This is a genomic window from Anaerococcus hydrogenalis (assembly GCF_002871895.1).
Taxonomy (GTDB): domain Bacteria; phylum Bacillota; class Clostridia; order Tissierellales; family Peptoniphilaceae; genus Anaerococcus; species Anaerococcus hydrogenalis.
On the sequence record NZ_PNHP01000003.1, the window covers coordinates 165,644 to 188,804 of the forward strand.

General features: G+C 29.2%; 23 protein-coding genes and 1 other annotated feature. Of the genes, 3 read left to right on the plus strand and 20 right to left on the minus strand.

The window, feature by feature from the left end; all coding sequences use genetic code 11:
* Positions 1 to 5: 5 nt before the first annotated feature.
* Together htpG and CJ192_RS05565 are read right to left on the minus strand one after the other, a co-directional pair.
* A complete protein-coding gene (htpG, locus tag CJ192_RS05560) occupies positions 6 to 1,850 on the minus strand; it encodes a molecular chaperone HtpG (protein WP_102198054.1) in 1,845 nt (614 codons plus the stop codon).
* A 61-nt stretch (positions 1,851 to 1,911) separates the two neighbouring features.
* On the minus strand, positions 1,912 to 2,244 hold the full coding sequence (locus CJ192_RS05565; RefSeq protein ID WP_004817948.1) for a hypothetical protein: 333 nt from the start codon (positions 2,242 to 2,244) through the stop codon (positions 1,912 to 1,914).
* Positions 2,245 to 2,341: 97 nt separating this feature from the next.
* On the opposite strand from CJ192_RS05565, the gene CJ192_RS05570 reads away from it, so the two are divergent.
* Positions 2,342 to 2,557, plus strand: a complete 216-nt coding sequence (locus CJ192_RS05570) for a DUF1858 domain-containing protein (RefSeq protein ID WP_102198055.1) — start codon at positions 2,342 to 2,344, stop codon at positions 2,555 to 2,557.
* Positions 2,558 to 2,595: 38 nt separating this feature from the next.
* On the opposite strand, the gene CJ192_RS05575 is transcribed toward CJ192_RS05570, so the two are convergent.
* The 14 genes from CJ192_RS05575 to CJ192_RS05640 all read right to left on the minus strand — a co-directional run bounded on the left by CJ192_RS05575 (position 2,596) and on the right by CJ192_RS05640 (position 16,876).
* A complete protein-coding gene (locus tag CJ192_RS05575) occupies positions 2,596 to 4,002 on the minus strand; it encodes an alanine/glycine:cation symporter family protein (protein WP_102198056.1) in 1,407 nt (468 codons plus the stop codon).
* Positions 4,003 to 4,313: 311 nt separating this feature from the next.
* Positions 4,314 to 5,315 carry a 5-methyltetrahydropteroyltriglutamate--homocysteine S-methyltransferase gene (locus CJ192_RS05580; RefSeq protein ID WP_342352381.1) on the minus strand — a complete coding sequence of 334 codons (1,002 nt, stop codon included), beginning with the start codon at positions 5,313 to 5,315 and terminating at the stop codon, positions 4,314 to 4,316.
* A gap of 201 nt (positions 5,316 to 5,516) precedes the next feature.
* Positions 5,517 to 5,742: a binding site (T-box leader), on the minus strand.
* Positions 5,743 to 5,796: 54 nt separating this feature from the next.
* Complete coding sequence (locus tag CJ192_RS05585; RefSeq protein WP_102198057.1) at positions 5,797 to 6,972, minus strand: iron-containing alcohol dehydrogenase; 1,176 nt, start codon at positions 6,970 to 6,972, stop codon at positions 5,797 to 5,799.
* 110 nt (positions 6,973 to 7,082) lie between these two features.
* On the minus strand, positions 7,083 to 8,903 hold the full coding sequence (locus tag CJ192_RS05590; protein WP_102198058.1) for a PTS mannitol transporter subunit IICBA: 1,821 nt from the start codon (positions 8,901 to 8,903) through the stop codon (positions 7,083 to 7,085).
* An 18-nt stretch (positions 8,904 to 8,921) separates the two neighbouring features.
* Positions 8,922 to 9,671 carry a DeoR/GlpR family DNA-binding transcription regulator gene (locus tag CJ192_RS05595; protein ID WP_102198059.1) on the minus strand — a complete coding sequence of 250 codons (750 nt, stop codon included), beginning with the start codon at positions 9,669 to 9,671 and terminating at the stop codon, positions 8,922 to 8,924.
* Complete coding sequence (locus CJ192_RS05600) at positions 9,671 to 10,714, minus strand: glycerol-3-phosphate dehydrogenase (RefSeq protein ID WP_102198060.1); 1,044 nt, start codon at positions 10,712 to 10,714, stop codon at positions 9,671 to 9,673. Before CJ192_RS05600 ends, CJ192_RS05595 begins: the two co-directional genes overlap by 1 nt.
* A gap of 217 nt (positions 10,715 to 10,931) precedes the next feature.
* On the minus strand, positions 10,932 to 11,087 hold the full coding sequence (locus tag CJ192_RS09470) for a hypothetical protein (protein ID WP_244897287.1): 156 nt from the start codon (positions 11,085 to 11,087) through the stop codon (positions 10,932 to 10,934).
* A gap of 166 nt (positions 11,088 to 11,253) precedes the next feature.
* Entirely contained in the window at positions 11,254 to 11,754 is a 501-nt protein-coding gene (locus tag CJ192_RS05610) for a P-loop NTPase family protein (protein ID WP_102198061.1), read from the minus strand.
* A complete protein-coding gene (locus tag CJ192_RS05615; RefSeq protein ID WP_102198062.1) occupies positions 11,744 to 12,394 on the minus strand; it encodes a YveK family protein in 651 nt (216 codons plus the stop codon). The genes CJ192_RS05610 and CJ192_RS05615 overlap by 11 nt, the downstream gene beginning before the upstream one ends.
* Positions 12,395 to 12,403: 9 nt before the next feature.
* Positions 12,404 to 13,522 (minus strand): EpsG family protein, encoded by a 1,119-nt coding sequence (locus CJ192_RS05620; RefSeq protein WP_102198063.1) that lies wholly within the window; start codon positions 13,520 to 13,522, stop codon positions 12,404 to 12,406.
* A 100-nt stretch (positions 13,523 to 13,622) separates the two neighbouring features.
* Entirely contained in the window at positions 13,623 to 14,144 is a 522-nt protein-coding gene (locus tag CJ192_RS05625) for a cysteine hydrolase family protein (RefSeq protein ID WP_102198064.1), read from the minus strand.
* A 248-nt stretch (positions 14,145 to 14,392) separates the two neighbouring features.
* Positions 14,393 to 15,448, minus strand: coding sequence for an enoyl-CoA hydratase/isomerase family protein (locus CJ192_RS05630; protein WP_102198065.1), 1,056 nt, complete (start codon positions 15,446 to 15,448; stop codon positions 14,393 to 14,395).
* A gap of 87 nt (positions 15,449 to 15,535) precedes the next feature.
* Positions 15,536 to 16,186, minus strand: a complete 651-nt coding sequence (locus tag CJ192_RS05635) for a sunset domain-containing protein (RefSeq protein WP_102198066.1) — start codon at positions 16,184 to 16,186, stop codon at positions 15,536 to 15,538.
* A 9-nt stretch (positions 16,187 to 16,195) separates the two neighbouring features.
* Positions 16,196 to 16,876 (minus strand): hypothetical protein, encoded by a 681-nt coding sequence (locus CJ192_RS05640; RefSeq protein WP_102198067.1) that lies wholly within the window; start codon positions 16,874 to 16,876, stop codon positions 16,196 to 16,198.
* A 143-nt stretch (positions 16,877 to 17,019) separates the two neighbouring features.
* Between CJ192_RS05640 and CJ192_RS05645 the strand changes: the two genes are divergently transcribed.
* Positions 17,020 to 17,790 (plus strand): TspO-related membrane protein, encoded by a 771-nt coding sequence (locus CJ192_RS05645; protein ID WP_102198068.1) that lies wholly within the window; start codon positions 17,020 to 17,022, stop codon positions 17,788 to 17,790.
* Positions 17,791 to 17,810: 20 nt separating this feature from the next.
* Here the strand turns inward: CJ192_RS05645 and CJ192_RS05650 are convergent, their stop codons facing one another.
* Genes CJ192_RS05650 through deoC form a run of 4 tightly spaced genes read right to left on the minus strand, consistent with a single transcriptional unit; the run spans position 17,811 to position 22,163 of the window.
* On the minus strand, positions 17,811 to 19,112 hold the full coding sequence (locus CJ192_RS05650; protein WP_102198069.1) for a pyrimidine-nucleoside phosphorylase: 1,302 nt from the start codon (positions 19,110 to 19,112) through the stop codon (positions 17,811 to 17,813).
* A 10-nt stretch (positions 19,113 to 19,122) separates the two neighbouring features.
* Positions 19,123 to 20,325 (minus strand): NupC/NupG family nucleoside CNT transporter, encoded by a 1,203-nt coding sequence (locus tag CJ192_RS05655; RefSeq protein ID WP_102198070.1) that lies wholly within the window; start codon positions 20,323 to 20,325, stop codon positions 19,123 to 19,125.
* A gap of 3 nt (positions 20,326 to 20,328) precedes the next feature.
* The gene (locus tag CJ192_RS05660; RefSeq protein ID WP_102198071.1) at positions 20,329 to 21,501 is read right to left on the minus strand and encodes a phosphopentomutase; all 1,173 of its coding nucleotides are present in this window, start codon (positions 21,499 to 21,501) and stop codon (positions 20,329 to 20,331) included.
* A 17-nt stretch (positions 21,502 to 21,518) separates the two neighbouring features.
* Complete coding sequence (gene deoC / locus CJ192_RS05665) at positions 21,519 to 22,163, minus strand: deoxyribose-phosphate aldolase (protein WP_102198072.1); 645 nt, start codon at positions 22,161 to 22,163, stop codon at positions 21,519 to 21,521.
* A 212-nt stretch (positions 22,164 to 22,375) separates the two neighbouring features.
* On the opposite strand from deoC, the gene CJ192_RS05670 reads away from it, so the two are divergent.
* Positions 22,376 to 23,155, plus strand: a complete 780-nt coding sequence (locus CJ192_RS05670) for a DeoR/GlpR family DNA-binding transcription regulator (RefSeq protein WP_102198073.1) — start codon at positions 22,376 to 22,378, stop codon at positions 23,153 to 23,155.
* The last annotated feature ends 6 nt before the right edge of the window (positions 23,156 to 23,161 follow it).

A 23,161-nucleotide genomic window follows, 5' to 3' on the forward strand; every position in this document is an offset into this window, starting at 1 on the left:
TTCTCCTAAATTAATTTCCAAATATTTTTTGCATATTCAAGAGGATTTTCTATCTCTAGTCCCTCAATGAGTTTTGCTTGGTCAAACAATATATTTACTACCATTTTAAATTCATCTGAATTTTCTTTTAAATCTTTTTCCAAAAGTTCATAGGCCTTGGAGTTTTTGTTAATTTCTAATACCTTTTGGGCCTTTAAATGAGGAGCATTTACTTGGTCTTTCAATGTTTTTTCCATCTCAATTGAAACATCTCCCTTTTGTTTTATCATTGAAATTACATCATCTGATAAGTTTTGGGAAATTTTTACATCAACAACTTCTTCTGGTAAAATTTCTTTTATTTTTTCAATAAGATCCTTATTTTCTTCATTTACTTCTTCATTTTCATCAACTTCGTTTATTGATTTAAATGAAATATCCTTGTATGAATTTAGCATTTTTATTAAAAATTCATCTAGTTTTTGGTCAAGAAGTAAAACGTCCTTATCATCATCCACAGATTTTAGGGCTGGGGAATTTTTAATTTTTTCTAGATTTTCTCCAACTGTATAAAGGATATTTTCATCAGTAGATTTCATCTTATCCTTGTATTCTTTCAAAGAAATTAGCTTATCTTCTCTATAAGAATTAAACAATAAAAGATCTTCTAGCCTGTCCTTTTTTGCCCCATAAGATTCATAGATCGCTCCTTTAATATTGTTTCCAAATTCTTTGAAAAATATTTGGTATTTTTCCCTATCATTTTTCATCATATCTAAAAGATGGGATTTTATTTTGTTGTTAATTTGTTTGGCAATAAACCTTAATTCCCTAGTTTCTTGAAGAGTTTCTCTAGAAATATTTAAGGAAATATCATCACTTTCCACAACTCCCTTGGCAAAGGCAAATTCATCATCTAATAAGTCCTCGTGTCTGTCTTTTATTTTTACACCCGATGAATAAAGTTCTAAGCCTTTTTGATAATCTTTGGAATAAAAATCAAAAGGTGCTTTTCTTGGTATATAAATTATTGCCCTAAATTCAACAGTTCCTTCAATATTTAAATGAAGCCATGAAAGTGGATCATCAAATCCGTATCCTTGGTCCTTATAGAAATTTATATAATCATCATCGGTTAAGTCTTTTTTTGATTTTTTCCAAATTGGAATTTCAGAATTTAAAACTTCTACTTCACTGTAATCTTCATATTTTGGATCTTCGTCTGTAGAATCTTTTGTTTTTCTTGATTTTGTAACTTCCATTTTTATAGGATATCTGATGTAATTTGAATATTTTCTAATAAGCTCTTTTATCTTGTATTGATCAAGGTAGATATCATAATTTTCATCATCAGAATTTTCCTTTAAAAATAGGGTAATATCTGTTCCTTGAGATTTTTTATCGGATTTTTCTATCTCATAGCCTTGGGCATTTTCACTTATCCACTTATAAGCTTGGTCATCTTTTTTACTATTTACAACAATCTTATCGCTTACCATAAAGGCAGAATAAAATCCAACTCCAAATTGACCAATAAGGTTATTTAAATCTTCACCTTGAATATCTTTTTTGAAGATTTCAGTACCAGATTTTGCAATAGTTCCAAGATTTTCTTCCAAATCTTTTTCATCCATTCCAATTCCTGTATCCCTAATTGTTAAAGATCTTTTTTCCTTATTTGGGATAATTTCTATATAATAATCCTTCTTGTCAACATTTTTATCTGATTTTAAATCTTTATAATATAATTTATCAATAGCATCTGAGCCGTTTGATATTAATTCTCTAAGAAAAATATCCTTGTTTGTATAGATTGAATTTATCATCAAATCCATGACTTTTTTGGCTTCTGCTTTAAATTCTTTTTTCATAAATCCTCCTTAGCACTTTAAGTCTTCGACTGCTAATACTATACTTAATTTATAGATTATTTCAATTATTTGAATCCTTTACAAGGCTAAAAATTTCAGCTTGAATTTTAATTTGTTCTTTATTTATTTTTTCAATCTCTTCTTTTTGTTTTTTGGATGTAAAAATTGTTTGTAAAATATTAGAAAGAACAAAAACTCCAACAAAAACCATGATTTTTGATTCATTCTTTAAATTTGTATATCTGCCTATAAATAAAAAAATCAGAGCAAGGACTAGGGATTTTAGGAAAAATTTCAAAAATGAATTTTTACTTTTAATCTTTATTAAATCTTGGTCCAATTCTTCTAATTTTTTTCTTAAAGACATAATTTTTTCTAAATTTTTTTCACTCATAATATCACCACAATAATTGTACCCCAATTCCTAGTAAATTACTTTGATTTTTACCATATCTTATAGTAAAATAAATCATAGAAATAAGGAGGGTTTTATGGCTTTAGAAGATAGAAAAAAAGAAAAAGTAGAAATTACACATGATATGTTAATCGGTGATATAATTCAAACAAAACCAGAATCAATTAATACTTTCCTTTCAATCGGAATGGGTTGTATTGCTTGTCCTTCATCATTATATGAAACACTTGATGAAGCTTGCATGGTACACGGAATTGATCCAGATTTTTTGCTTGAACAATTAAATAAATAATTAAAAAATGACTTTTGCTTTTGCAAAAGTCATTTTTTTTACTCAAAATATTTTTCCCATTTATTATCGTAGGTCCAAGCATAATTTCCTCTTTTTTCAGAAATCTTATACTCGTCAAAATCTTTTAAAATTTTTCTAAATGTTCCACTCATTATTATAAGGGCAATTATATTTGGAATTACCATAAGAGCATTCGCAGTATCAGCCACAGACCAGGCAAATTTTAAGCCACCAATTGATCCTACATAGCAAAAACCAATATAAGCATACTTAAAAATTTCAGCAATCTTTGTTGATCCTGTCAAATATTTTACACATCTTTGCCCATAATAACACCAGGAAACTGCAGTTGTAAAGGCAAATAAAATTAAGGCAAGAGAAACTATATATTTTCCTAAAGGAAGAATTTTTGAAAAAGATGCTGCTGTTAGGGCAGCTCCTTCAAGGCCCTTTGTTTCATACAAGCCACTAGTAATTATTACAAGGGCAGTCATTGTACAAATAATCATTGAAGAGACAAAAACTTCAATAGCTCCCCACATTCCCTGCCTAATTGGATGGTCGGTGTGGCTGGTTGCATGGGCCATTGGTGCTGTACCAAGTCCTGCTTCATTTGAAAAAATTCCTCTCGCAAGTCCCCACCTTATAGAAAGTAAAATGGCAGAACCCGTTGCCCCTCCTGCTACAGATTTTCCAGAAAAAGCACAAACAATAATTTCCTTAAAAGCTGGAAGTAAATTTTCAATTTGTAAAATAAGAATTAAAATACAACCGATAATATAAAAAATAGACATAATAGGAACAATTTTTGATGCAAAAGCCCCAATTCTTTTTATACCACCAACAACAACTAAGAGCATAAAAATCACAATCAAAATTCCACCAATATGAAGATTTAAACCAGTCATTGCATTTAAAGATTCAGAAATGGAATTTGATTGAACCAAGGCTCCTGTTCCTATAATTGCTATAAAGGCAAAAAATGAAAAAATCTTGGCCAAAAATTTTGATCCAGCTCCTTTTTCAATGTAATACATGGGTCCACCAATATATTTTCCATCATCATCCGAAACTCTTGTAGCAACCGCCATAGTTACCTCTACCATTTTTGTAGTCATGCAAACAAAACTTGCAATCCACATCCAAAAAATAGCACCAGGCCCACCAAAACCAATTGCTGTTGCAACTCCTACAATATTTCCAGCCCCAATAGTACCTGCTAAAGCCGTAGAAACTGCCTCAAAAGGAGAAATTGAATTTTCATCCGATTTTGAATCCTTAACAAGTCTTCCAAAAGTATTTTTAAAAATATAGGAAAAATTCTTAAAGACCCAAAAATTCGACCTGAAAACTAAAACAAGTCCCCCAAAAAGAAGAGCAACTATCATAGGATACCCCCACAAAAAATCGCTCAACTCACTATTTATTTTTATAATTTTATCCATAGGACAAACCCTCTTTCTAATTTATATACTTTTATTCTTATTATTATAAACCAATTTTTCAAAAATAAAATAATTATTTATAACTTTTTTTATTATAATAAATTTTATGGCATAAAAAAATCAAGGATTTCTCCTTGATTTTAATTTCTTAGTAAAGTAAATTTATATCAATTTATAGCAATCATTGTAATTAAAAAAATGTTTATAATCAAATTATATCCCCCGGAAATTAGCAAAATACTATATTATTTGTAAACAAGTAAGTTTATTAGTCTTGAGCTATATTTTATTAATTTTATAAATAACTTATTCTACAAAACTTCCTCTGCTACTTCTTTTATTAGGGCAATTTTTTTCCATTGGTCTTCTTCTGTAATTTTATTTCCTTCTTCTGTTGAAGAGAAACCACATTGTGGGGAGATTGCTATTTGATCCTTATCTAGGTATTTTTTAGCCTCATTGATTCTAGCTATCAAATCTTCTTTTTTCTCTAAATCTGCCTTCTTACTTGTAACTAGGCCTAGGACAACTTTTTTTCCTTTTGGAACTTTTTTTAAAGCCTCAAAAGATCCTGATCTTTTATCATCATATTCTAAGAAAAATCCATTTACATGCTCATCTTTTAGTAAATAATCTGCGATTTTATCATAGCCACCCTTAAAGTGGAAGGCTGATTTATAATTTCCCCTACAAATATGGGTTAAAACATTTAATCCTTCTGGCGCCTTATCAATTGCCTCATTATTTATTGTCAAATATGTCTTCTTTAATTCTTCAACGTTTTTGCCGTCTTTTTCATATTCTTTTATTGCATCATCATCAACCAAGGCTCCCCAAGTACAATCATCAATTTGAACAGTCTCACAACCTAAATCATGAAGTTCTTTGAAGAATTCTCCATAAGCCTTAGCCACATCTTTTATAAAATCATCTTCATTTTCATAAACCCCGCCTTCTCCAATTTGATTATAAACTGTTCTTAATAATTGGGCAGGAGCAGGTATTGTTTGTTTTGCTTTTATGTCATCTTCTTCAAATTTTTGTACATATTTAAAATGTTCTAAAAATGGGTGGTTTGTACCTGAAATTTTACCTACAATTTTTACTGAATCTGGTCTTAAAACTTCTCCATGAAATTTTATTCTCTTATCTTCTTCTAGAGTATATTTTTCAATTCCGTTTAGCCCCCAGAAAAAGTCATAGTGCCACCAGCTTCTTCTAAATTCACCGTCTGTTATAAATTTAAGACCAGCCTTTTTTTCCTTTTCAATTAATTTTTCAATTTCTTCATCTTCAATTTTTTTAAGGTCAATTTTCCTTAATTAATCCCTTAGAAAAATCTTCTCTAGCTTTTTTTAATCTTTCTGGTCTTAAAAAAGATCCTACAATATCGTATTTGTATGGTGCTCTTACTGTCATTTTTTTCTCCTTAAAAATATAAATTTTTAGGCCTGAGTTAAAATCTGGTTGATATCTTTGTAATAAAAAAGTCCTTACTATAATCAAATGATTATAATAAGGACGAAAATTCCGCGTTACCACCTTAATTGCATAATATTTTATGCCTCTCATCAGATACATTCATATCCTATCTCTATAACGGGAGATCCCGTCTTGTCCTAAATATCGAACAAGCCCATCGGAGTCCATTTTCGTTTTTGCTTTGTTTTATTCCATCTCAGCTTACGGAACTCTCTTTGAAAACTCTACTAAACTACTTTTCTCGTTTTATGGTTTTTTATTCTTCTAACTTGATACTTATTCTAGCAGGGATTTTTTCTTTTGTCAAATTTTTTAATCTTCAAGGCACATTTCATAAATTTTTCTTACATCAGCTGGGCTAAGTTCAATAAAGCCATCGATTTTTTCTTTTTTGCCACAAGCCTTCTTGCTCATTTGGTCAAAATATTTATCATCAATACCAATTTCTTTAAGATTTGAATCAAGACCCAATGTATCAAAGAAAAATTCTTTAACTTTTTCAATTGTTTTCTTAGCTACTTCTATTTGATCAAGATCTTTATCAATATCGAATACATTTACTCCCAAATCATAAAATTTATGGGCTGTTGTTTCATTTAATACGTATTCCATCCATCTTGGTGTTAAAATTGCAAGTCCTAGTCCATGAGTTATATCATAAAAGGCTGAAAGTTCATGCTCTATTGGATGAACTGTCCACTGAGATTTGCTTGATGATGAAATAAATCCATTTATTGCCCAAGAAGATGCCCACATCAAGTTTGTCCTTGCCTCATAATTATTTGGATCTTTCATGGCAATTGGTCCATATTTTATTACAGTTTTCATTAAAGATTCCATCATCCTATCTAGCATATACATTGACCCATATTGGTTGAAATAATTTTCAAAAATATGAGATAAGATATCGCTTGAACCACATGCCGTTTGATATTTACTAACTGTATAAGTAATTTCTGGATTTAAAAATGAAACTTTTGGTCTAGTATCAGGATGGCCTGATGAAAGTTTTTCTTTTGTTTCAGGATTTGTAATAACTCCCCCATTGTCCATTTCAGATCCTGTAGCAGCCATTGTTAAAACTGACAAAAGTGGGATTGCAGGGCTCATTGGTTTTCCTTTAGAAATAAATTCCCAAGGATCAAAATCTGCGAGGGCTCCTGCTGCCATAAATTTTGAGGCATCAATAGTAGATCCACCACCAACTGCAAGAATTGCCCCAATATCATTTTCTTTAATTATTTTGACCCCTTTTCTTACAGAATCAATCCTAGGATTTGGTTCAATCCCAGAAAGTTCAAAAATTTCTACTCCAGAATTTTTAAGTTCTTTTACAACCTTGTCATATACACCATTTTTTTTGATAGATCCTCCCCCATAGGTCAAAAGAACCTTAGATGAATATTTTTTAACTTCTTCTCCTACAAAATCTAAGGCATCTTTTCCAAAATGTATTTTTGTAGGAATACTATAAGTAAAATCTAACATAAATCCTCCTTTATTTTTTATCCTACCTTATTTTTACCCAAAAACTCCTAATAAAATTTTTCAAAAATAAAAGGGCATATTTAATTTTTTGATTAAATATGCCCAAAATTTTATTCTAGTGCTTTTTTAATTTTATTTTTATCGCCTAATTCTACAATTTCTTTTACTTTTTCTTCAGTATCAAATTCTGTAGCAATTTTTGATAAGATTTCTAAGTGTTCGTCGCCCTTTCCTGCTATTCCTATAACAAGATATACTTTTTCATCATTCCAAGTAATTCCGTTTTTATTTACTATAACAACAAGTCCAGTATTTAAAATCTCTGACTTATAGTCATAAGACCCATGAGGAATTGCAAGTCCGTTACCCATATTTGTATGGAATTCTGATTCTTTTTCCTTCATTCCATCTAAATATTTTTCTGTTGTATAGCCACCAGCTACAAATTTTTGGTTAATTTTTATTAGAGCGTCTTCTTTTGTTGTAATTGAATCATCAATTATAATATTATCATTTGGTAAAACTTCCAAACTTGTTTTTAAATCTGATCTTTTTTCATTTAATAATTTTACTACATCATCAAATTCTTTTGGATTTATATAAGATGATATTATAATTCTTGTCTTAGTTGGTGCTTTTTTCTTAGCAGCTTCTGCTAATTCTTTGTGGACAACTATAAGGTCAGCATCATCAGGAATTGATTGGATTGATGTGTGGATTACATCAAGGTCAAATCCTTCATTTTTTAATCTTTTCTTCAATGATGAAGCTGTCATTGCAGATGATCCCATTCCAGCATCACAAGCTACAACAATTTTTTCTATTTCTTTTGAAGAAATTTCATTTCCTACATTTTCATTTAAGTTTTCACTTACTTCTTCCTCATCACCGGTATAATTTCTGTAATATCTTTTTACAAAAATACTTGCAACTAAGAAGGTTACAACTGTAGCTGATAATACTACAATTAACATTGATAAATATTTTCCCTTAGGTGTCATCGCTATTACTGAAAATATTGATGCAGGTGATGGGGTATAAACTGTTCCATAATGAAGAAGTTGCATTACAATAATGTTTGTTGCTTGTCCTGCAATACATGCAATTAAGGTTAGTGGGTTTGATAAAACATATGGGAAGTATATTTCATGAATTCCACCCAAAAATTGAATAATCATTGCACCAGGTGCTGCTTCTTTCATGTTTCCTTTTCCAAATTTCCAATAAGCAAGTAAGATTCCAAGACCAATTCCTGGGTTTCCTATTATCATAAATAATGGAGAATAACCTACTTTTGCAACTTGGGTTAGGCCAAGTGGTGCCATTATACCGTGGTCAATTGCGTTATTTAAAAATAATACCCTACCAGGTTCTATTAATAATGAAACAAGTGGTAAGAATCCTTTGTTCATCAAAAATTCAATTCCACCAGCCATTGCATTTGTAACTGATACTACAACAGGTTCTATAAACAAGAAAGATAGGACACAAATAATTCCACCAAGAATTCCTAGTGAGAAATTATCAACTATCATTTCAAATCCGTTTGGAACCTTATCTTTAACTAAATCATCAAATTTTTTAATTACTAATCCTGAAAATGGACCTACAAGCATAGCACCCAAAAACATTGGTATATCTGCACCAACAACTATACCAAAAGTTCCTATAGCTCCTGCTACAGCCCCTCTTTTTCCATGTACAAGTCCACCACCACTATAACCAATTAAGATTGGTAGAAGGTAGTTTAAAAGTGGTGAAATAAGTTCTGCTATTTTTTTGTTAGGAGCCCATCCTGAATCAATAAAGATTGCAGTAATAAGACCAAAAGCAATAAAAGCTCCTATATTTGGAATTACCATTCCACTTAGAAACGATCCAAATTTCTGAAATTTATCACGAGTATTATTAATATTATTTTCCTTAGCCATAATTTTACCTTTCAAATACTAAATAATTTTTGTCGTTTTTACAATTTTTTTCCTATAATTTTCACTTACCTTATCGCTTATTAGATAATCAAAATCTTCGATTTTAGAAAATGTAAATGATGATACCTTATCAAACTTGCTTGAATCCAAAAGCATAATTTTTGTTTTTGATGTTTCCATCAATCTTTTTTTAAAGGCTGCTTGGTTTTCGTCAAATGTTGAAAACCCTTTCTTCAAATCGAAAGATTCACAAGATATAAAGGCCTTGTCACAATTTATATTATCCAAAAAGCTTAAAGCCTTGGGCCCATTTGTTGAATTAATATCTCTTCCAATAAGTCCACCAACGAATATAAGCTTAAAGGTTGAATTTTCTGACAAAAAATTTGCTATTGCAAAATCATTAATAATCAAAGTTAGCTTATCAAAACTTGTTAGTTTTTTACAAAGCTCAAAACTTGTTGTTCCTGAATCCAAAGCTATGGTGTCATTTTCTTCAACAAGATCAATTGCTTTTTTGGCAATAATAGTTTTTTTATCAGTATTGATTATCTTTTTTTCACTTATAGTTTGGTATTCACCAATCTTTTTATTTAAAATTGCCCCACCGTGGGTCCTAGTAAGTTTGTTGTTTTCTTCCAAAAAAGTCAAATCTGACCTGATTGTTGGCAGAGAAACATTAAATTTCCCTGCCAAATCAGCCACACTTACCTCATTTTTTTCCCTAAGATAAGTTAAAATTTCTATCCTTCTTTGCTCAGTAAACATTATTTTATATCTTCTGTATTAAATTTTTTCCAAGGAATGTTTACTTCTGCACCATTTTCTATTATGTCGTAAATGTGCATTAATAGTGGATATTCTTCCTTATCAATTTTTCCATTTTTATCAAGCACTGTTATAGCTTCACCCATTCTTTTTGAAATTACAACAGATTCTAGGGTAACTCCCTTTAATTCTTCCATAGCCTCATCAAATGAAAGACCACGACCTAAAAGAGTTCCTATTTTCCTTGTTCTTCCACCAAAAACTGTTACGTATAAGTCACCAACACCAAGTTCTATTTGGTTGTCATTTCCGTTTACAAATTCAAGAAGACCTGTCATTTCTTTTGTAGCTTGTGTGAATAATGCTGCTTGAGAATTATAATGAACAGCTCCTATACCTTCTCTTTTTTCAGCTAGACCAACTGCCAAAGTTACTGCCAAAGCATAGGCATTTTTTAAAGCAACTGAAAGCTCAACTGCTCTTACATCTGTAGAAGTTGATATATGATAATAATCTGTTTCGAAAATTTCCTTAAAGAAATTTACTGTATCAATATCTTCTCCACAATAGCAAACTAGTGAATCATCATGGTCTGCAAGTTCATAAGAAGTACAAGGACCACCAACAGCACAAATCTTTCTTTCAATTCCTTTTTCTTTTAATTTCATTTCCCAATATTCAGGATAAGTTAATAAGTTTCCTTCTTCATCATTAACCATTCCCTTTGTTACTGAAATAATTGGAAGTTTTTCATCAATTTTTGGATAAATTTCATCCAACATCCAATCAACACCAAAAGATGATACACCACAAATTACAGCATCAGCCCCTTCCAAAGCCTCATCTAATTCACTTAAATAATAAAATTTAGTGTTTTTGTTTAACTGTCTTTTTAATGTGTTGTGATAAGCAGTTTCTTTTCCTTCTTTGATAATATCATCATCAAGTGGAGATCCTACAAGTCTAATTTCATGACCATTTTCATTTGCAGGCATACTCATTGATGATGCCATCATACCAGCACCGATAAAAACTAATTTCATATTTTCCTTCTTTCTTCGTTTGTTTTTTATTTTTTTCTTTTTCTTTCGTTAACTTAATTATAGCAGCTTTTATAGTCTTGTCAAATGTTTTCATAATTTTTTTAAAAAAATATTTTTTCTTTTATTTACTTTTTTAAATAAAAAAATCTTTTAATCTTGAAATAAATCAAGATTAAAAGATCTTATTTTTTTTACTTTATTAATTTTTAGTTAAAATCTAGCTATCTATATCCAAATCTTCTTTTTTCATAAAGGCTTGGTTGCCAAAATAATCTACTTTTACAAAGTTTTCATTCTCAATAGATAAAATTTTTACGCTAGATTTCTTTTTTATCTTATCCCACTTTTTTAAGGGATTTATCTTTTCGTACATAAAACAATCTCTTTTTACCAAGTAGTATCCGTCAATTTGAAATTCTTTTTTTTGATTTTTTTCCTTAGTTTGGATACTTTCTCCTATTTCTAAAGGATAGTGGTGATTCGATTTTTCTTTACAGGATGAAAATAAAAATAAAATCACTAGGCTTAGGCATATTTTCTTAAATATTGTAAACCACCCCCACAATTGGGCATGATAATTTTTTGTACTCATCTAGGCTATTTTCAAATTTCTCTTTTTTACTTTTATTTTCTTTTACAAAGGCAATTTTCCCATCTTCAAATTTTGTCATTATAAATGAAAGTGATTCATAATTTTCTTCATTTATCAAAATTAAGTCATAGGAATTTTTTATATTTTCCATCATTTCCTTAAACTTTAATGAATTTACAATTTTTGCCATATCATCTTCAATGCTTATATTTAAAATTGATAAGTCACCATCTCTAACTATTATTTTTTCAATATTTTTATCAAAATTATAATTATCTAGGTCTGTAAAGTCTAGGTATAGGGTATTTTTTATCCTTGCACAAGATCTTGCAATTTCTAATCCTTGATTTTGATTTTTTGTTCCTAAATTTATTAGACCCAAAGTTTTTTCTTTTTTATTACAAAGCTTTACTGCAATTTTTTCATAAGTTAATTTATTATTTTTCATCAATAACTCCTAAAAGATCAACTTCTACCTTATCAAAATAATGGTAAGACCTAATTTCCCCAGCAAGAAATTCCTTGGTTACTATAAACAAGAGGGATAGAATTAGGGCCATTAGACCTAAAAATATTCCTATCAAGATAGGTTTTTTACTAGATGTATCTTTGACACTTACATTTTGTAAAACTTCAATATTATCCTTTCCCAAATATTCCTTAATATCTTTTCTAAATTCTTTAATTATTAAATTTAAGGCAAGAGCTGTTTGTTTTTCTCCCTTATCCTTATATTCAAAAGTTATAATTCCAGCTGGTGCATTAATTTCTGTTTCTAAATTATTTTTTAATTTATCAGCAGACTCCTCATCATTCATTTTTTTAGCTACATTCAGGTAAAGATCTTCTGAATTTAAAACTTCCCCATATATATTGGCTAATTTTTCATTTAACATTAAGCTATTATAGGTCAAATCTTCTCCCTTATTTTCTGTAATAAGAACTGCTGCCTTGGCATTGTAATTATTTTTTGTTTTAGAACTTGTGTAAAAGTAACCAATTAGGAAAAATACTAAAGCTGAGATACATATATACTTTAAATTATCTTTGATAATTTTTCCTATTTCTGACGATTTAATTTTTTCCATTTTTTCCTCCTAATTTTTTAGTGATAGTATAGCTTGTTCATTTGTAAAGAAAAATCCATAAGTCGGTGCATTTACCATTAAAAATATGGCGTAGGGCACTATATAAACAAAAATGGACAAGTAAACTAAAAAGTGAACATACTCATCTTCTTTTCTAAGTTTTTTTAATAAAATTGGTAGATAAAGCATTTGAAATATTCCAAAAAAGTTTGAAAATCTAAAGGCTATGGCTGTTGATGACCTAAATACCAACAAAACTATGGCACAAAACCAAATTGCCTTTATGCTTATATCCTCTATAGACATTTTTTTAATTTCTTTTTTATTAAAGTATATTAAGCTAGTTAAAAATAAAAACAAGGCATATAAAATTCTAGGGTCAATAAAGCTCATTTCCTTGGCAAAGGTCCCTTGAAAAGTGTAGCTTGTAATCTTTAAGCTCATAGTACCCATTCCAATAGCAGATAAAATTTGTCCAACAACCATCAAAACTTGCTTGGAAAAAACTGAAACTAAAAAGCTAAGTCCCATAGCTATGATTTGAAAAGTTTTTGATAGGTCAATTTTCATCAAAACAAAAAATGGCAACAAGATAACGGCCGATTTGTGAAAAGAAAGGGCAAGCAAAAGAGCTAATAGAGATTTTATTTTTTTGTTTTTGCTAAATAAGTAAATGCTTAAAAAACCTAGTCCAATAGCCGATGCCGTCCTTGAAGTTTGCATATCAAATTGGATAAAAATCGGCAAAAAAATTATGGCCGACAAGAAAGAATTTTCACTTTCTTTTAGGCAAATATAGGCTGTAGGGGCTATAGATAAAAAATTCATCAAAATAATTATAGCCTGTCTAGAAATTCCCAAAACATTTATAAGATAAGAAGAAATTCTAAAGCCAATTTCAACAGGGTAGGCAGAAAAAACCTTGGATAAGTCAGTTCCTATGTCTTTAGCAAAGTAAAGATAATTATAATAATCAGCATCTCCACTTCCCCTAAGTCCTGCAAATATAAAAAAGACCAAAAACATCAGGCCTGCTGCATATTTTATTTGTTTTTTCTTATCAAAATCAATCATAGAATTAATGGCATATAAGGATAATTCTATACTTGTAAACATCAAAAAACCCATCTTTACTCCTTTTAAAATATTATATCATAGAAAAAAGAAATTTTACTTAAAAAATTAATATAATATTTAAAAGAAGTAGATGGGAAAATTCTTAAAAATTTTATTTTTCCAAATATTTACTTATTATTACCTGGCAATTTCTCATTGCATCTAAGGCTATTTGGTGGTTTTTTTCACTTGTAGCCTTACACAAATTTTCATATACAGTTACTTCTGTATCCAAAAGGGCATTTTTTATTAAAATTGCATTTGATAAAACACATATATCTGTGCAAATACCTGTCATATAAATATTTTTTATTTTTTCTTTTTCATTTAATTTTTTCAAATAATCAACAAGGTCATAAGATCCAAAAGATGGCTTGTCAATTACCTTGTTATTTTTTGTATCAATTCTTATCTGCCAACCGTGAGAGCCCTTAATACAATGAGTAACTGGAAGATGGGATCCTTCAAGACTTTGTAAATAATTTTCATCATGACTATCTCTTGTAAAAATTACCTCTCCATCAAAATTTTCTACTAATTTTTCAATTGGTTTAACAATTTTTTCATTACCATCATTTCCCAAGGCTTCGTCTATAAAATCATTTTGTAAATCAATAACTAATAATACGTCCATGTTTTCTCCTTTTTTATTTAGTATATAATTTAAAATTTTTTTAATCAAATTGATTTTTAATAAAAAAATAAACCTAGCTTTAGCTAAGTTTCAGAGCATATACAAAGTATGAAATTAGATAATATTTTATTTTTAAATAAAAATTAAGCTAAGTACCATCTCGACTAAGTGAGTGAAACGAACGCATGGAGAGATCTCAAGAGATTTCTCCGCTCGTTGCACTCGGTCGAAATGGGAAAATTTTTAGTTTATCCTTCTCTATAAAATTTTTCAATTCCTAATAAGTCTTTTACCTTTTCATTTGAAACTTGGTCTAGGGATTTTTCCTTCCAATTGGCACTTTCCTTATCAATTATCAATGACCTTATGCCCTCTTTCATAGCCCCAGTTTTTCTTGAATATTTTAAAATTTTTAAATCAAGGTCAAAGACCTCATCTTGACTTAAGTCTTTGCATAGGAAATATTTTTCAAATTGAACTTGGAGCATGAAAATATACTTTTGTATTAAATTATCTAAAGTTTTTTGAGCAAAGTCATCATCTTTGTTTTCTTCTAAGCTTTGAAGAATCTCATCAAGGCTTGAAAATGAAAAATATTTTTCAATTTTTCCCATATTTTCATCAAGACTAGAACTTATTTTTTCAGCCTTAAATTCTTCAGTTTGTCTTTTTAATTCTTCTATTAAATTTTGGCCTTGGTAATTTTTTGTAAGCTCTATTAAAATATCCAAGACTTTCTCATAATTTTTAGAATTAATATAAAGATCTGCCAAATTATAGCTTATTAAATCTGAACTTTCTAAACTTTCCCCACAAAGACCAAGATATTGGCCGACATCTTGTGGAAGTTTTGAAAGATGTTTACAAACACCAACATCTGGTACAAAACCAAGTCTAGTTTCTGGCATTGCCCAATTTACACTTTCATCACAAATAATAAAATCAGAATTGATAGTAAGGCCAATTCCTCCTCCCATTACTACTCCAAAATAATGGCTAATAATAGGTTTTTTGTAATTTTTAACATACTCATCAAGGATAAACTCTTTTTGGTAAAATTCGTCCTTATTTTCACACTTATCATTTAAAAGATAGTCATTATAAATGGACTTTAAATCTCCACCAGCACAAAATCCTTTTGGACAAAGTGAATCAAACAAAACAGCCATAATTTTATCATCATCTTCCCATTTTTTTAAAATTTTTTCTATACTTTCTATCATTTCTAAATTCAAGGCATTTAAAACTTTGGGCCTTTCCAAGTAAATAATGCCAAGATTTTCTATAATTTTTTCTTTAATCATTTTTATCACCTATATTTAAGATATTTGAAAAACAAAAATTGTCAAGCTTTTTTACATGAAAAAAGACCCAAAAATGGGTCCTAGTTCTTATCTTAGAGCTGGTCTAAAGTTAGATTTTTTAGCATATTCTTCTGATTTAAACCAAATTATATTTTCATCACTGATTTTATCAAAATCTCTTTGGCCTGGTGTATGATATATAAATTCATTTTTTTTCTTATTGTAAGAATTCATATTTCCCTTTATTTTTGGCCAGCCTTCTGGACAAACAGGTCCCAAACAAAAAGTTCCTTTTTCAAGGCTCATATATTGCTCATTTTTAAGCTTGTAACCTTGACTTAAATTATCTAGATTAGATGAATCTTCCGTGCTTGTTTGATCTTCAATATCAGAAATATCATTGCTATTTGAATTTTCTACTAAATCACTTGGATCTTCTGTCTTTTCTTTACTTTCTTTTAAAGCCCTAAGCTTTTCTAAAATTTCATCAGCCTCTTTTATCAAACTTTGGCTCTCATCTAGAACTTTTTGATCTTCTGGACTGATTTTTCTTGCAAGTCTTATCAAAGCTTGGTTATATGCTTTAATATTTTTATTTTTTGAATTTTCTACCTTTTCAATTGTTTCAATCACATCTTTTTCATAAACTGAATTATCTTGGTCTGCTTTTACATAAAATGGAGTAAAAAATCCTATAATTAAAGCAAGCAATCCAGCTTTTAAAAATTTATTTTTCATTTTATTCTCCTATATACTTCTTATCTTTTTTAAGATAATAAGTGATCCAAATAAAAATATGCCCACCGCTGATAGGCTTTTTACACCAGTTTTTACGTTAGAAGCTTTTCTTTCATTATTTATTGGAGTTTTGCTTAAATTTGATTTGTCTTTATCATCTAATTTAACAAGTTTTGCACCTTTACTAGTACTTTTATTTGATGAGCTTTCTTCTTTTAATAAGTTCTTATATTTTTCATTATAATCTTTTATTAACTTATCAACATCATCTGAACTTAAATTTTCATCTTTTAATCCATCTTTAATTTTATTATATGGGTCAAATAAATTTTTCTTCATGCCCTCATCTAATTTAAAATACCCTTCCAAAACTTCTAAAAGTCTAGTTTTATTTTTAATCAGGTCCAAATTATTGACCTCATCACCCATATGAAAATCTTTAAGATATTCTTTTGGAAGTTTATCTAATAATCCATTAAATTTATCCCTAGCCTCTAAGATTTCCTTTGATTCTTTTTCGCCCTTTAAATTATTCAAATCATTGGTGTTCTTATCTAATTTTTCCACTATTGAATTTGCACTATTAATAATTTCATCCTTAGGACTTGATGCATAAGTGCTTACTTTACTCACACAAAAAGATAAGGACAAAACTGCTACAAAAACAAGTTTTTTCTTTAAATTTTTCATAAATACCCCCACATTTTTTTCTTATCCATATAATACATTATTAATATATAAATTGTCAATTTATAAAAAATACTCTAGTTTTTTAGAATAAATTTAATTTTTATAAATTTGGGGTAAATAAGTAAATAGAATTTGGAGGATTTATGAAAATAAAAAATAAAAATTATATAATTGGACTTGTCATGTTCATCTTGACACTTATTTTCTCTTATATGGGATACAGGGGGATATTTTTTCAATATAAGTACATAGATATTCTAAAAACCCATGATAATCCCTTGGTTTTTGATAAGATTTGCCTTTATATTTGGCCCCTTATTTATATTTTTTCTCTTATATTTTTGCTCTTGCCTTATATAAAAAATCTTACAATGACTGATGAGGAAATTTATTATGAAAAATTGATGCCACTTTTTATTTATTGGAATATGGCGAATGGAATTTATAGTGTTATGGTAAATAATAACTACTTAATGCCTGCCCTAATCGCTATAATGGGATATTCTTTAGTTTTAATTACTATGGTAAGAATAATTGACCAATACAAGGATTTTTCTAAAAAATATAAATATACCATAACAATTCCTACAGGAATCCATACGGGTTTTCTTATATTTTTTGTTTTTACAAATATCTTGATGTATTTGGGCCAAAATAAAAAAGATCCGTCCTCTCTTTTTACAATAATTTTTGCCTTTATTCTATTAATCCTTTTAAGTGCAACAATTATATTTGTCTACAAAGAAAATAAAAATCCTGGTTTAATTATAGGATATTTATGGGCTATGCTTGGAATAATATCAAGGCAAAGACCTAATAAAATAATATATATAGGATCAATTATTTTATTTGCCCTAAGTATAATAATATCTATATATATTAAAAATTTTAAAGAAAAAAATTCTAGCAAGTAGTAATTTGCTAGAATTTTTCTTTATTGTAAAATTTCTTCAACTATGGCAATCGGCTTAGTTTTTTCCTTTGAATAGGTAAAGGTATCATAAAAGCTTTCTATCCAATCCTCTTCTAATTTTTCGTCATGATAAACTAGGCAAAGTGGGTCGCCTTTTTTAACCTTGTCTCCCTTTTTAACTTTCATTTCAAGACCTACTGCATAGTTAATGTTATCTTCTTTTCTCTCACGGCCTCCCCCAAGTTTCATTGATAATATTCCCAAATTCATGGAATGAATATTTTCAATATAGCCTTCATTTTTAGCTTTCATTTCTGTTATAAATTTAGCCTTAGGTAATAATGATGGATTTTCAATTTGATCTACATTTCCACCTTGGTAGGCTACCATTTTTTTAAGTTGGTCAAAGGCCTTACCAGAATTTATGGCATCATTAAGCATTTTTCTTGCCTCACTTTTATCCTTTGCAATTTTTCCTTGCATAAGCATAATTTCTCCAGCAGTTATTACCAATTCTGTAAAATCTTTAGGGCCCTTTCCCCTTACTGTTTCTATAGCTTCTCTTACTTCAAGTGCATTACCAATTGTATTTCCCAAAGGTTGATTCATATCTGTAATCATAGCCCTTGTATCTTTTCCAAGTTTTTTTCCTATATTGATCATTGCCCTTGCAAGTTTTTTTGCATCATCAATTGTATGCATAAAGGCCCCTTCACCATATTTTACATCCAGTAAAATCGTATCAGAACCTGATGCTAGTTTTTTACTCATTATAGATGAGGCAATTAAAGGAATTGAATTTACTGTTGCTGTGACATCTCTTAGGGCATATAATTTTTTATCTGCTGGTACTAATTCTCCAGTTTGTCCTATTATTGCAAATCCTATTTCATTTACTTGTTTTTTAAATTCTTCTTCTGTTAAAAATATATTTAATCCTTCAATTGATTCTAATTTATCTAGGGTTCCTCCTGTATGTCCTAATCCTCTACCACTCATTTTGGCAAGTTTTAGTCCACAAGCTGAAACTATTGCTCCAAGGGCAATTGATGTTTTATCTCCAACTCCTCCTGTAGAATGTTTGTCAGATTTTATTCCTTCTATATCTGATAAATCCATCACATCTCCACTATTCATCATAGCTTCTGCAAGTTTTGCTGTTTCGTGATCTGTCATTCCATTTAATACAATTGCCATTAATAAAGCTGATGTTTGGTAATCTGGAATTGATCCATCTGTTACTCCGCTTATCCAATATCCTATTTCCGCATCTGTTAATTCTTCTTTGTTTTTCTTTTTTTCAATAATATCAACTATTCTCATAATTTCCTCCTTAAAATAGCATCCATATTCCAACTATCATTGATGATAGTAAACTTACACAAAATCCACCAATCATTGCCCTTACTGCAAGTTTTGCAAGGGTTGGTCTTTTTTCTGGACATAGTACAGATATTCCTGATATACAAATTCCTATTGAGCTTACATTTGCAAATCCTGCAAGAGAAACTGCAAGCATTAATCCTGTTCTTGGATTCATTGCATCAAGCATAGGAGCAAGTTTACCAAAAGCAACAAATTCATTTAAAATCAATTTTGAACCTAAAAGCTCTCCAGCCTTAAATACTTCGCTTCCTTCAAGTCCCATTAAATAACCTATTGGGGCAAATATATATGATAAAACCTTTTCAAATGATATATCAAAAACTCCTAGTATTCCATTTAAAAGAGCTACAATTGAGATTATAGCAATTAGTGATGCACCTATTGCCATGGCCATATTCATTCCATCCATAGCTCCTGCTGATAAGGCATCTAATACATTCTCATTATTACCCTTATTATCCATTTTTATTTCGCCAAGCTCTTTAACTTGTTCTGTTTGTGGGCAAATAATTTTTGAAATAATAATTGATCCTATAGGAACAAGAGTTGATGCTATTAATAATGATTGCATAGGTATTCCTAAAGCTGTGTAGCCTGCAATAATAGAAACTGACATTGATCCCATTCCTGATACCAAAACAAGCATTACTTCAGAATCTGTCATTATTTTTAAATATTTTGCAACAAGTATTGGGGAATCTGTTTGTCCCAAAAACATATTTGCTACTGCTACAAAAGATTCAACCTCTGATGTTTTAAATACTTTTCCTATAACCCAACCAATTTTTGATACTATAAATCCTAAAATTCCAACATAATATAAAACTGCAACAAGGGCTGATATAAATACAATATTAGTTAAAGTTTGGAAAGCAAAAATCATTCCTGTTGGTGCTTTTGGATCTCCCAAAGAACCAAATACAAAAGCTATTCCCTCAGCTCCATAAGATAATACTTTTACAACTCCATCAGAAACTGTTGCTATAACAGCTCTTCCTGCAGGAAGTTTAATCAAAAGTCCTGCCAATAAAAATTGGGCAAAAAGAGCAATTGCTATATTTTTAAAATTTATAGCTTTTCTATTTATTGAAATAAGAAACATAAATCCTAAAACAAATAATATGCCCAATAAATTTAGTAATAATTTCATTTTTTACCTCTTTATTTCTTCATAAAAACCTTGACCACTTATTGGACTATCTAAACCAAATATTTGACCAATAGTTTTTCCTATATCTGCAAATGTTTTTCTTTCACCTAGGTTTATTCCTTCTTTTATATCTTTACCAAATACAAGCATTGGCACATATTCTCTTGAATGATCAGTTGATGGAGTAGAAGGATCACAACCATGGTCAGCAGTAATAATTACAATGTCATCATCTTTTAATTTTTCCATCATAAGTCCTAATTGTTGATCAAATTCAGTCATTGCATTTGCGTAGCCATCAACATCATTTCTATGGCCATAGATCATATCAAAATCTACCAAATTAACAAAACAAAGTCCTTTAAAATCTTTGTCCATTAATTTTATGGTAATATCCATTCCATCTTTATTATCTTTCATCGGATGAGTTTCTTTTATAGATTTTCCTGCGAATATATCATAAATTTTACCCACACCAATTGAATCATAATTATTTTCAACCAAACTATCCATAATTGTAGGACCTTGAGGTTCTAGTGAAAAATCATGTCTGTTTCTTGTTCTCTCAAAATTTCCAATTTCACCTACAAAAGGCCTTGCTATTACTCTTCCAACTCCAAGATCATCTTTTAACATATCCCTTGCAATTTGGCAATATTCATATAATTTTTCAACTGGAACTACATCTTCATGAGCTGCTATTTGAAAAACTGAATCAGCTGAAGTATATACTATTAGTCCACCTTCTTCTAGATGTTTTTTTCCATAATCTTTTATAACTTCAGTTCCTGAATAAGGCTTGTTACAATAAACTTTTCTTCCAACTTTTTCGGAAAATTCATCTATAAATTCTTGTGGAAACCCATTTGGAAATGTTGGCATAGGAGTTTTTGATATTATTCCTGCCATTTCCCAATGACCTGTTGTTGTATCTTTTCCATTAGATGCTTCTTTCATTTTTGCAAAAGAAGCTTTTGGATTTTTAATGCTTTTATCAAGCTCAACACCATCAATATTAAATAAGCCTAATTTTTCTAGATTTGGACAGGAAAATTTTGGGCTTTTATAAATTGCTCTTAAAGTATTTGAGCCCTCATCACCAAATTTATCTGCATCTGGCATCTCTCCTATTCCAAAACTATCCAAAACTATTAAAAATACTCTTTTATCTATCATGATTTTTTCCTTTTTTGTTACTTTGTTAACATTTTTACTGCAGAAGATGTTCCAATTCTATCACATCCTGCTTCAATGAAAGCAATCAAATCTTCTTTGCTCTTTACTCCACCACTAGCTTTGATTTTTACATCTTCTCCTATATGTTTTTTAAATAATAAAATATCTTCCATCTTAGCACCGCCTGTACCAAAACCTGTAGAAGTTTTAATATAATTAGCTTTGGCATTTGTTACGGCCTTGCACATTTCTATTTTTTCATCATCTGTTAGGTAACAAGTTTCAACAATAACTTTCAAGATTTTTCCTTGGCAAGTTTTTCTTAAAGCTTTTATTTCATCTTCTACCTTTTGATAATCACCATTTTTAACATCTGATATGTTAATTACCATATCAATTTCGCTTGCCCCATCTTCCATAGCATTTTCTGCCTCTACAATTTTTGATTTTGTTGAATTATATCCAAGAGGAAAGCCAATAACTGTACAAACATTCAAAGATGGATAATTATCTTTTACTCTTTTTATATATGTTTGAGGGATACAAACTGATGCTGTTTGATTTTTAACCGCTTCATCACAAAGAGTTTTTATATCCTCATAACTTGAATATGCTTTTAATAAAGTATGGTCTATGTGTTTAAAAATTTCTTTATTTTCCATTTTTTCTCCTTTTTGAAAATGTTTTTCTTAAAATTATTTTTTAGCATGCTTTGTTTATTTATTTACATTCTATCACGATTTGATAATTTGTCAACATTATTTTGTTATTTTTTTATAATTTGTTGTTATTACAACAACAAAACTTGTCAACTATTGTATTTTTTATTATTTCTAATCATATATGGTACAATATTAATAATAAGGGGATTTATATGAGTAAAAAAGATGATAGGCTAGAAAAAATAATTTCAATTATAAAAGAAAATAATGGAACAAGCGTAAAAGAGCTTGCAAATTTTTTGAATGTTTCTGATATGACCATTAGACGTGATGTAAAAGTTTTGGAAGAAAAAAATATTATTGAAACTTTTCATGGAGCTATTGTATATAATTCTAAAAAAGATAATCCTTTTGAGGATAATAAGTACAATCTTGGAACAAATTCAATGATAAAAGATAGGGAAAAATTTTTAATTGGACAAAAAGCAAGCTCCATGATAAAAGAAGATGACATAATAATTATAGATACCGGTACAACAACAGAAAAATTAAGTCAAGCTATGACAAATGATATAAAATGCACAGCTTTAGTTTTTTCATCAAATAATCTTATAAATTTATTGTTTAAAGATAAAATAGATCTTATAATTGGTGGAGGACTTTTGCATAGGGATTCTGGTATGATTGGATCACCATCTAGTATAGAAATGATAAAAAATATAAGAGCTTCAAAACTTTTTTTGTCAGCTGCTGGAATTCATCCAAAACTAGGACTTACTTGTGAAAATTCTTATGAGCTTGAAAGTAAAAAAATAATTATCAAAAATTCTTTAGAAGTAATACTTTTAATTGATTCATCTAAGTTTGGTCAAGTAAAATCTACACATTTTGCAGAACTTGATGATATAGATAAGATAATAACCGATGATAAAATAGATGATGAGTGGAAAGAAATCATAGAAGATAAAGGTATAGAACTTATTATAGCTTAGTGAATT

What these genes read in the sequence shown, in the direction of transcription:
- htpG (WP_102198054.1), bottom strand. Translation starts at nt 1,850, where the DNA reads ATGAAAAAAGAATTTAAAGCAGAAGCCAAAAAAGTCATGGATTTGATG.
- CJ192_RS05565 (WP_004817948.1), bottom strand. Translation starts at nt 2,244, where the DNA reads ATGAGTGAAAAAAATTTAGAAAAAATTATGTCTTTAAGAAAAAAATTA.
- CJ192_RS05570 (WP_102198055.1), top strand. Translation starts at nt 2,342, where the DNA reads ATGGCTTTAGAAGATAGAAAAAAAGAAAAAGTAGAAATTACACATGAT.
- CJ192_RS05575 (WP_102198056.1), bottom strand. Translation starts at nt 4,002, where the DNA reads ATGGATAAAATTATAAAAATAAATAGTGAGTTGAGCGATTTTTTGTGG.
- CJ192_RS05585 (WP_102198057.1), bottom strand. Translation starts at nt 6,972, where the DNA reads ATGTTAGATTTTACTTATAGTATTCCTACAAAAATACATTTTGGAAAA.
- CJ192_RS05590 (WP_102198058.1), bottom strand. Translation starts at nt 8,903, where the DNA reads ATGGCTAAGGAAAATAATATTAATAATACTCGTGATAAATTTCAGAAA.
- CJ192_RS05595 (WP_102198059.1), bottom strand. Translation starts at nt 9,671, where the DNA reads ATGTTTACTGAGCAAAGAAGGATAGAAATTTTAACTTATCTTAGGGAA.
- CJ192_RS05600 (WP_102198060.1), bottom strand. Translation starts at nt 10,714, where the DNA reads ATGAAATTAGTTTTTATCGGTGCTGGTATGATGGCATCATCAATGAGT.
- CJ192_RS09470 (WP_244897287.1), bottom strand. Translation starts at nt 11,087, where the DNA reads ATGTACGAAAAGATAAATCCCTTAAAAAAGTGGGATAAGATAAAAAAG.
- CJ192_RS05610 (WP_102198061.1), bottom strand. Translation starts at nt 11,754, where the DNA reads ATGAAAAATAATAAATTAACTTATGAAAAAATTGCAGTAAAGCTTTGT.
- CJ192_RS05615 (WP_102198062.1), bottom strand. Translation starts at nt 12,394, where the DNA reads ATGGAAAAAATTAAATCGTCAGAAATAGGAAAAATTATCAAAGATAAT.
- CJ192_RS05620 (WP_102198063.1), bottom strand. Translation starts at nt 13,522, where the DNA reads ATGGGTTTTTTGATGTTTACAAGTATAGAATTATCCTTATATGCCATT.
- CJ192_RS05625 (WP_102198064.1), bottom strand. Translation starts at nt 14,144, where the DNA reads ATGGACGTATTATTAGTTATTGATTTACAAAATGATTTTATAGACGAA.
- CJ192_RS05630 (WP_102198065.1), bottom strand. Translation starts at nt 15,448, where the DNA reads ATGATTAAAGAAAAAATTATAGAAAATCTTGGCATTATTTACTTGGAA.
- CJ192_RS05635 (WP_102198066.1), bottom strand. Translation starts at nt 16,186, where the DNA reads ATGAAAAATAAATTTTTAAAAGCTGGATTGCTTGCTTTAATTATAGGA.
- CJ192_RS05640 (WP_102198067.1), bottom strand. Translation starts at nt 16,876, where the DNA reads ATGAAAAATTTAAAGAAAAAACTTGTTTTTGTAGCAGTTTTGTCCTTA.
- CJ192_RS05645 (WP_102198068.1), top strand. Translation starts at nt 17,020, where the DNA reads ATGAAAATAAAAAATAAAAATTATATAATTGGACTTGTCATGTTCATC.
- CJ192_RS05650 (WP_102198069.1), bottom strand. Translation starts at nt 19,112, where the DNA reads ATGAGAATAGTTGATATTATTGAAAAAAAGAAAAACAAAGAAGAATTA.
- CJ192_RS05655 (WP_102198070.1), bottom strand. Translation starts at nt 20,325, where the DNA reads ATGAAATTATTACTAAATTTATTGGGCATATTATTTGTTTTAGGATTT.
- CJ192_RS05660 (WP_102198071.1), bottom strand. Translation starts at nt 21,501, where the DNA reads ATGATAGATAAAAGAGTATTTTTAATAGTTTTGGATAGTTTTGGAATA.
- deoC (WP_102198072.1), bottom strand. Translation starts at nt 22,163, where the DNA reads ATGGAAAATAAAGAAATTTTTAAACACATAGACCATACTTTATTAAAA.
- CJ192_RS05670 (WP_102198073.1), top strand. Translation starts at nt 22,376, where the DNA reads ATGAGTAAAAAAGATGATAGGCTAGAAAAAATAATTTCAATTATAAAA.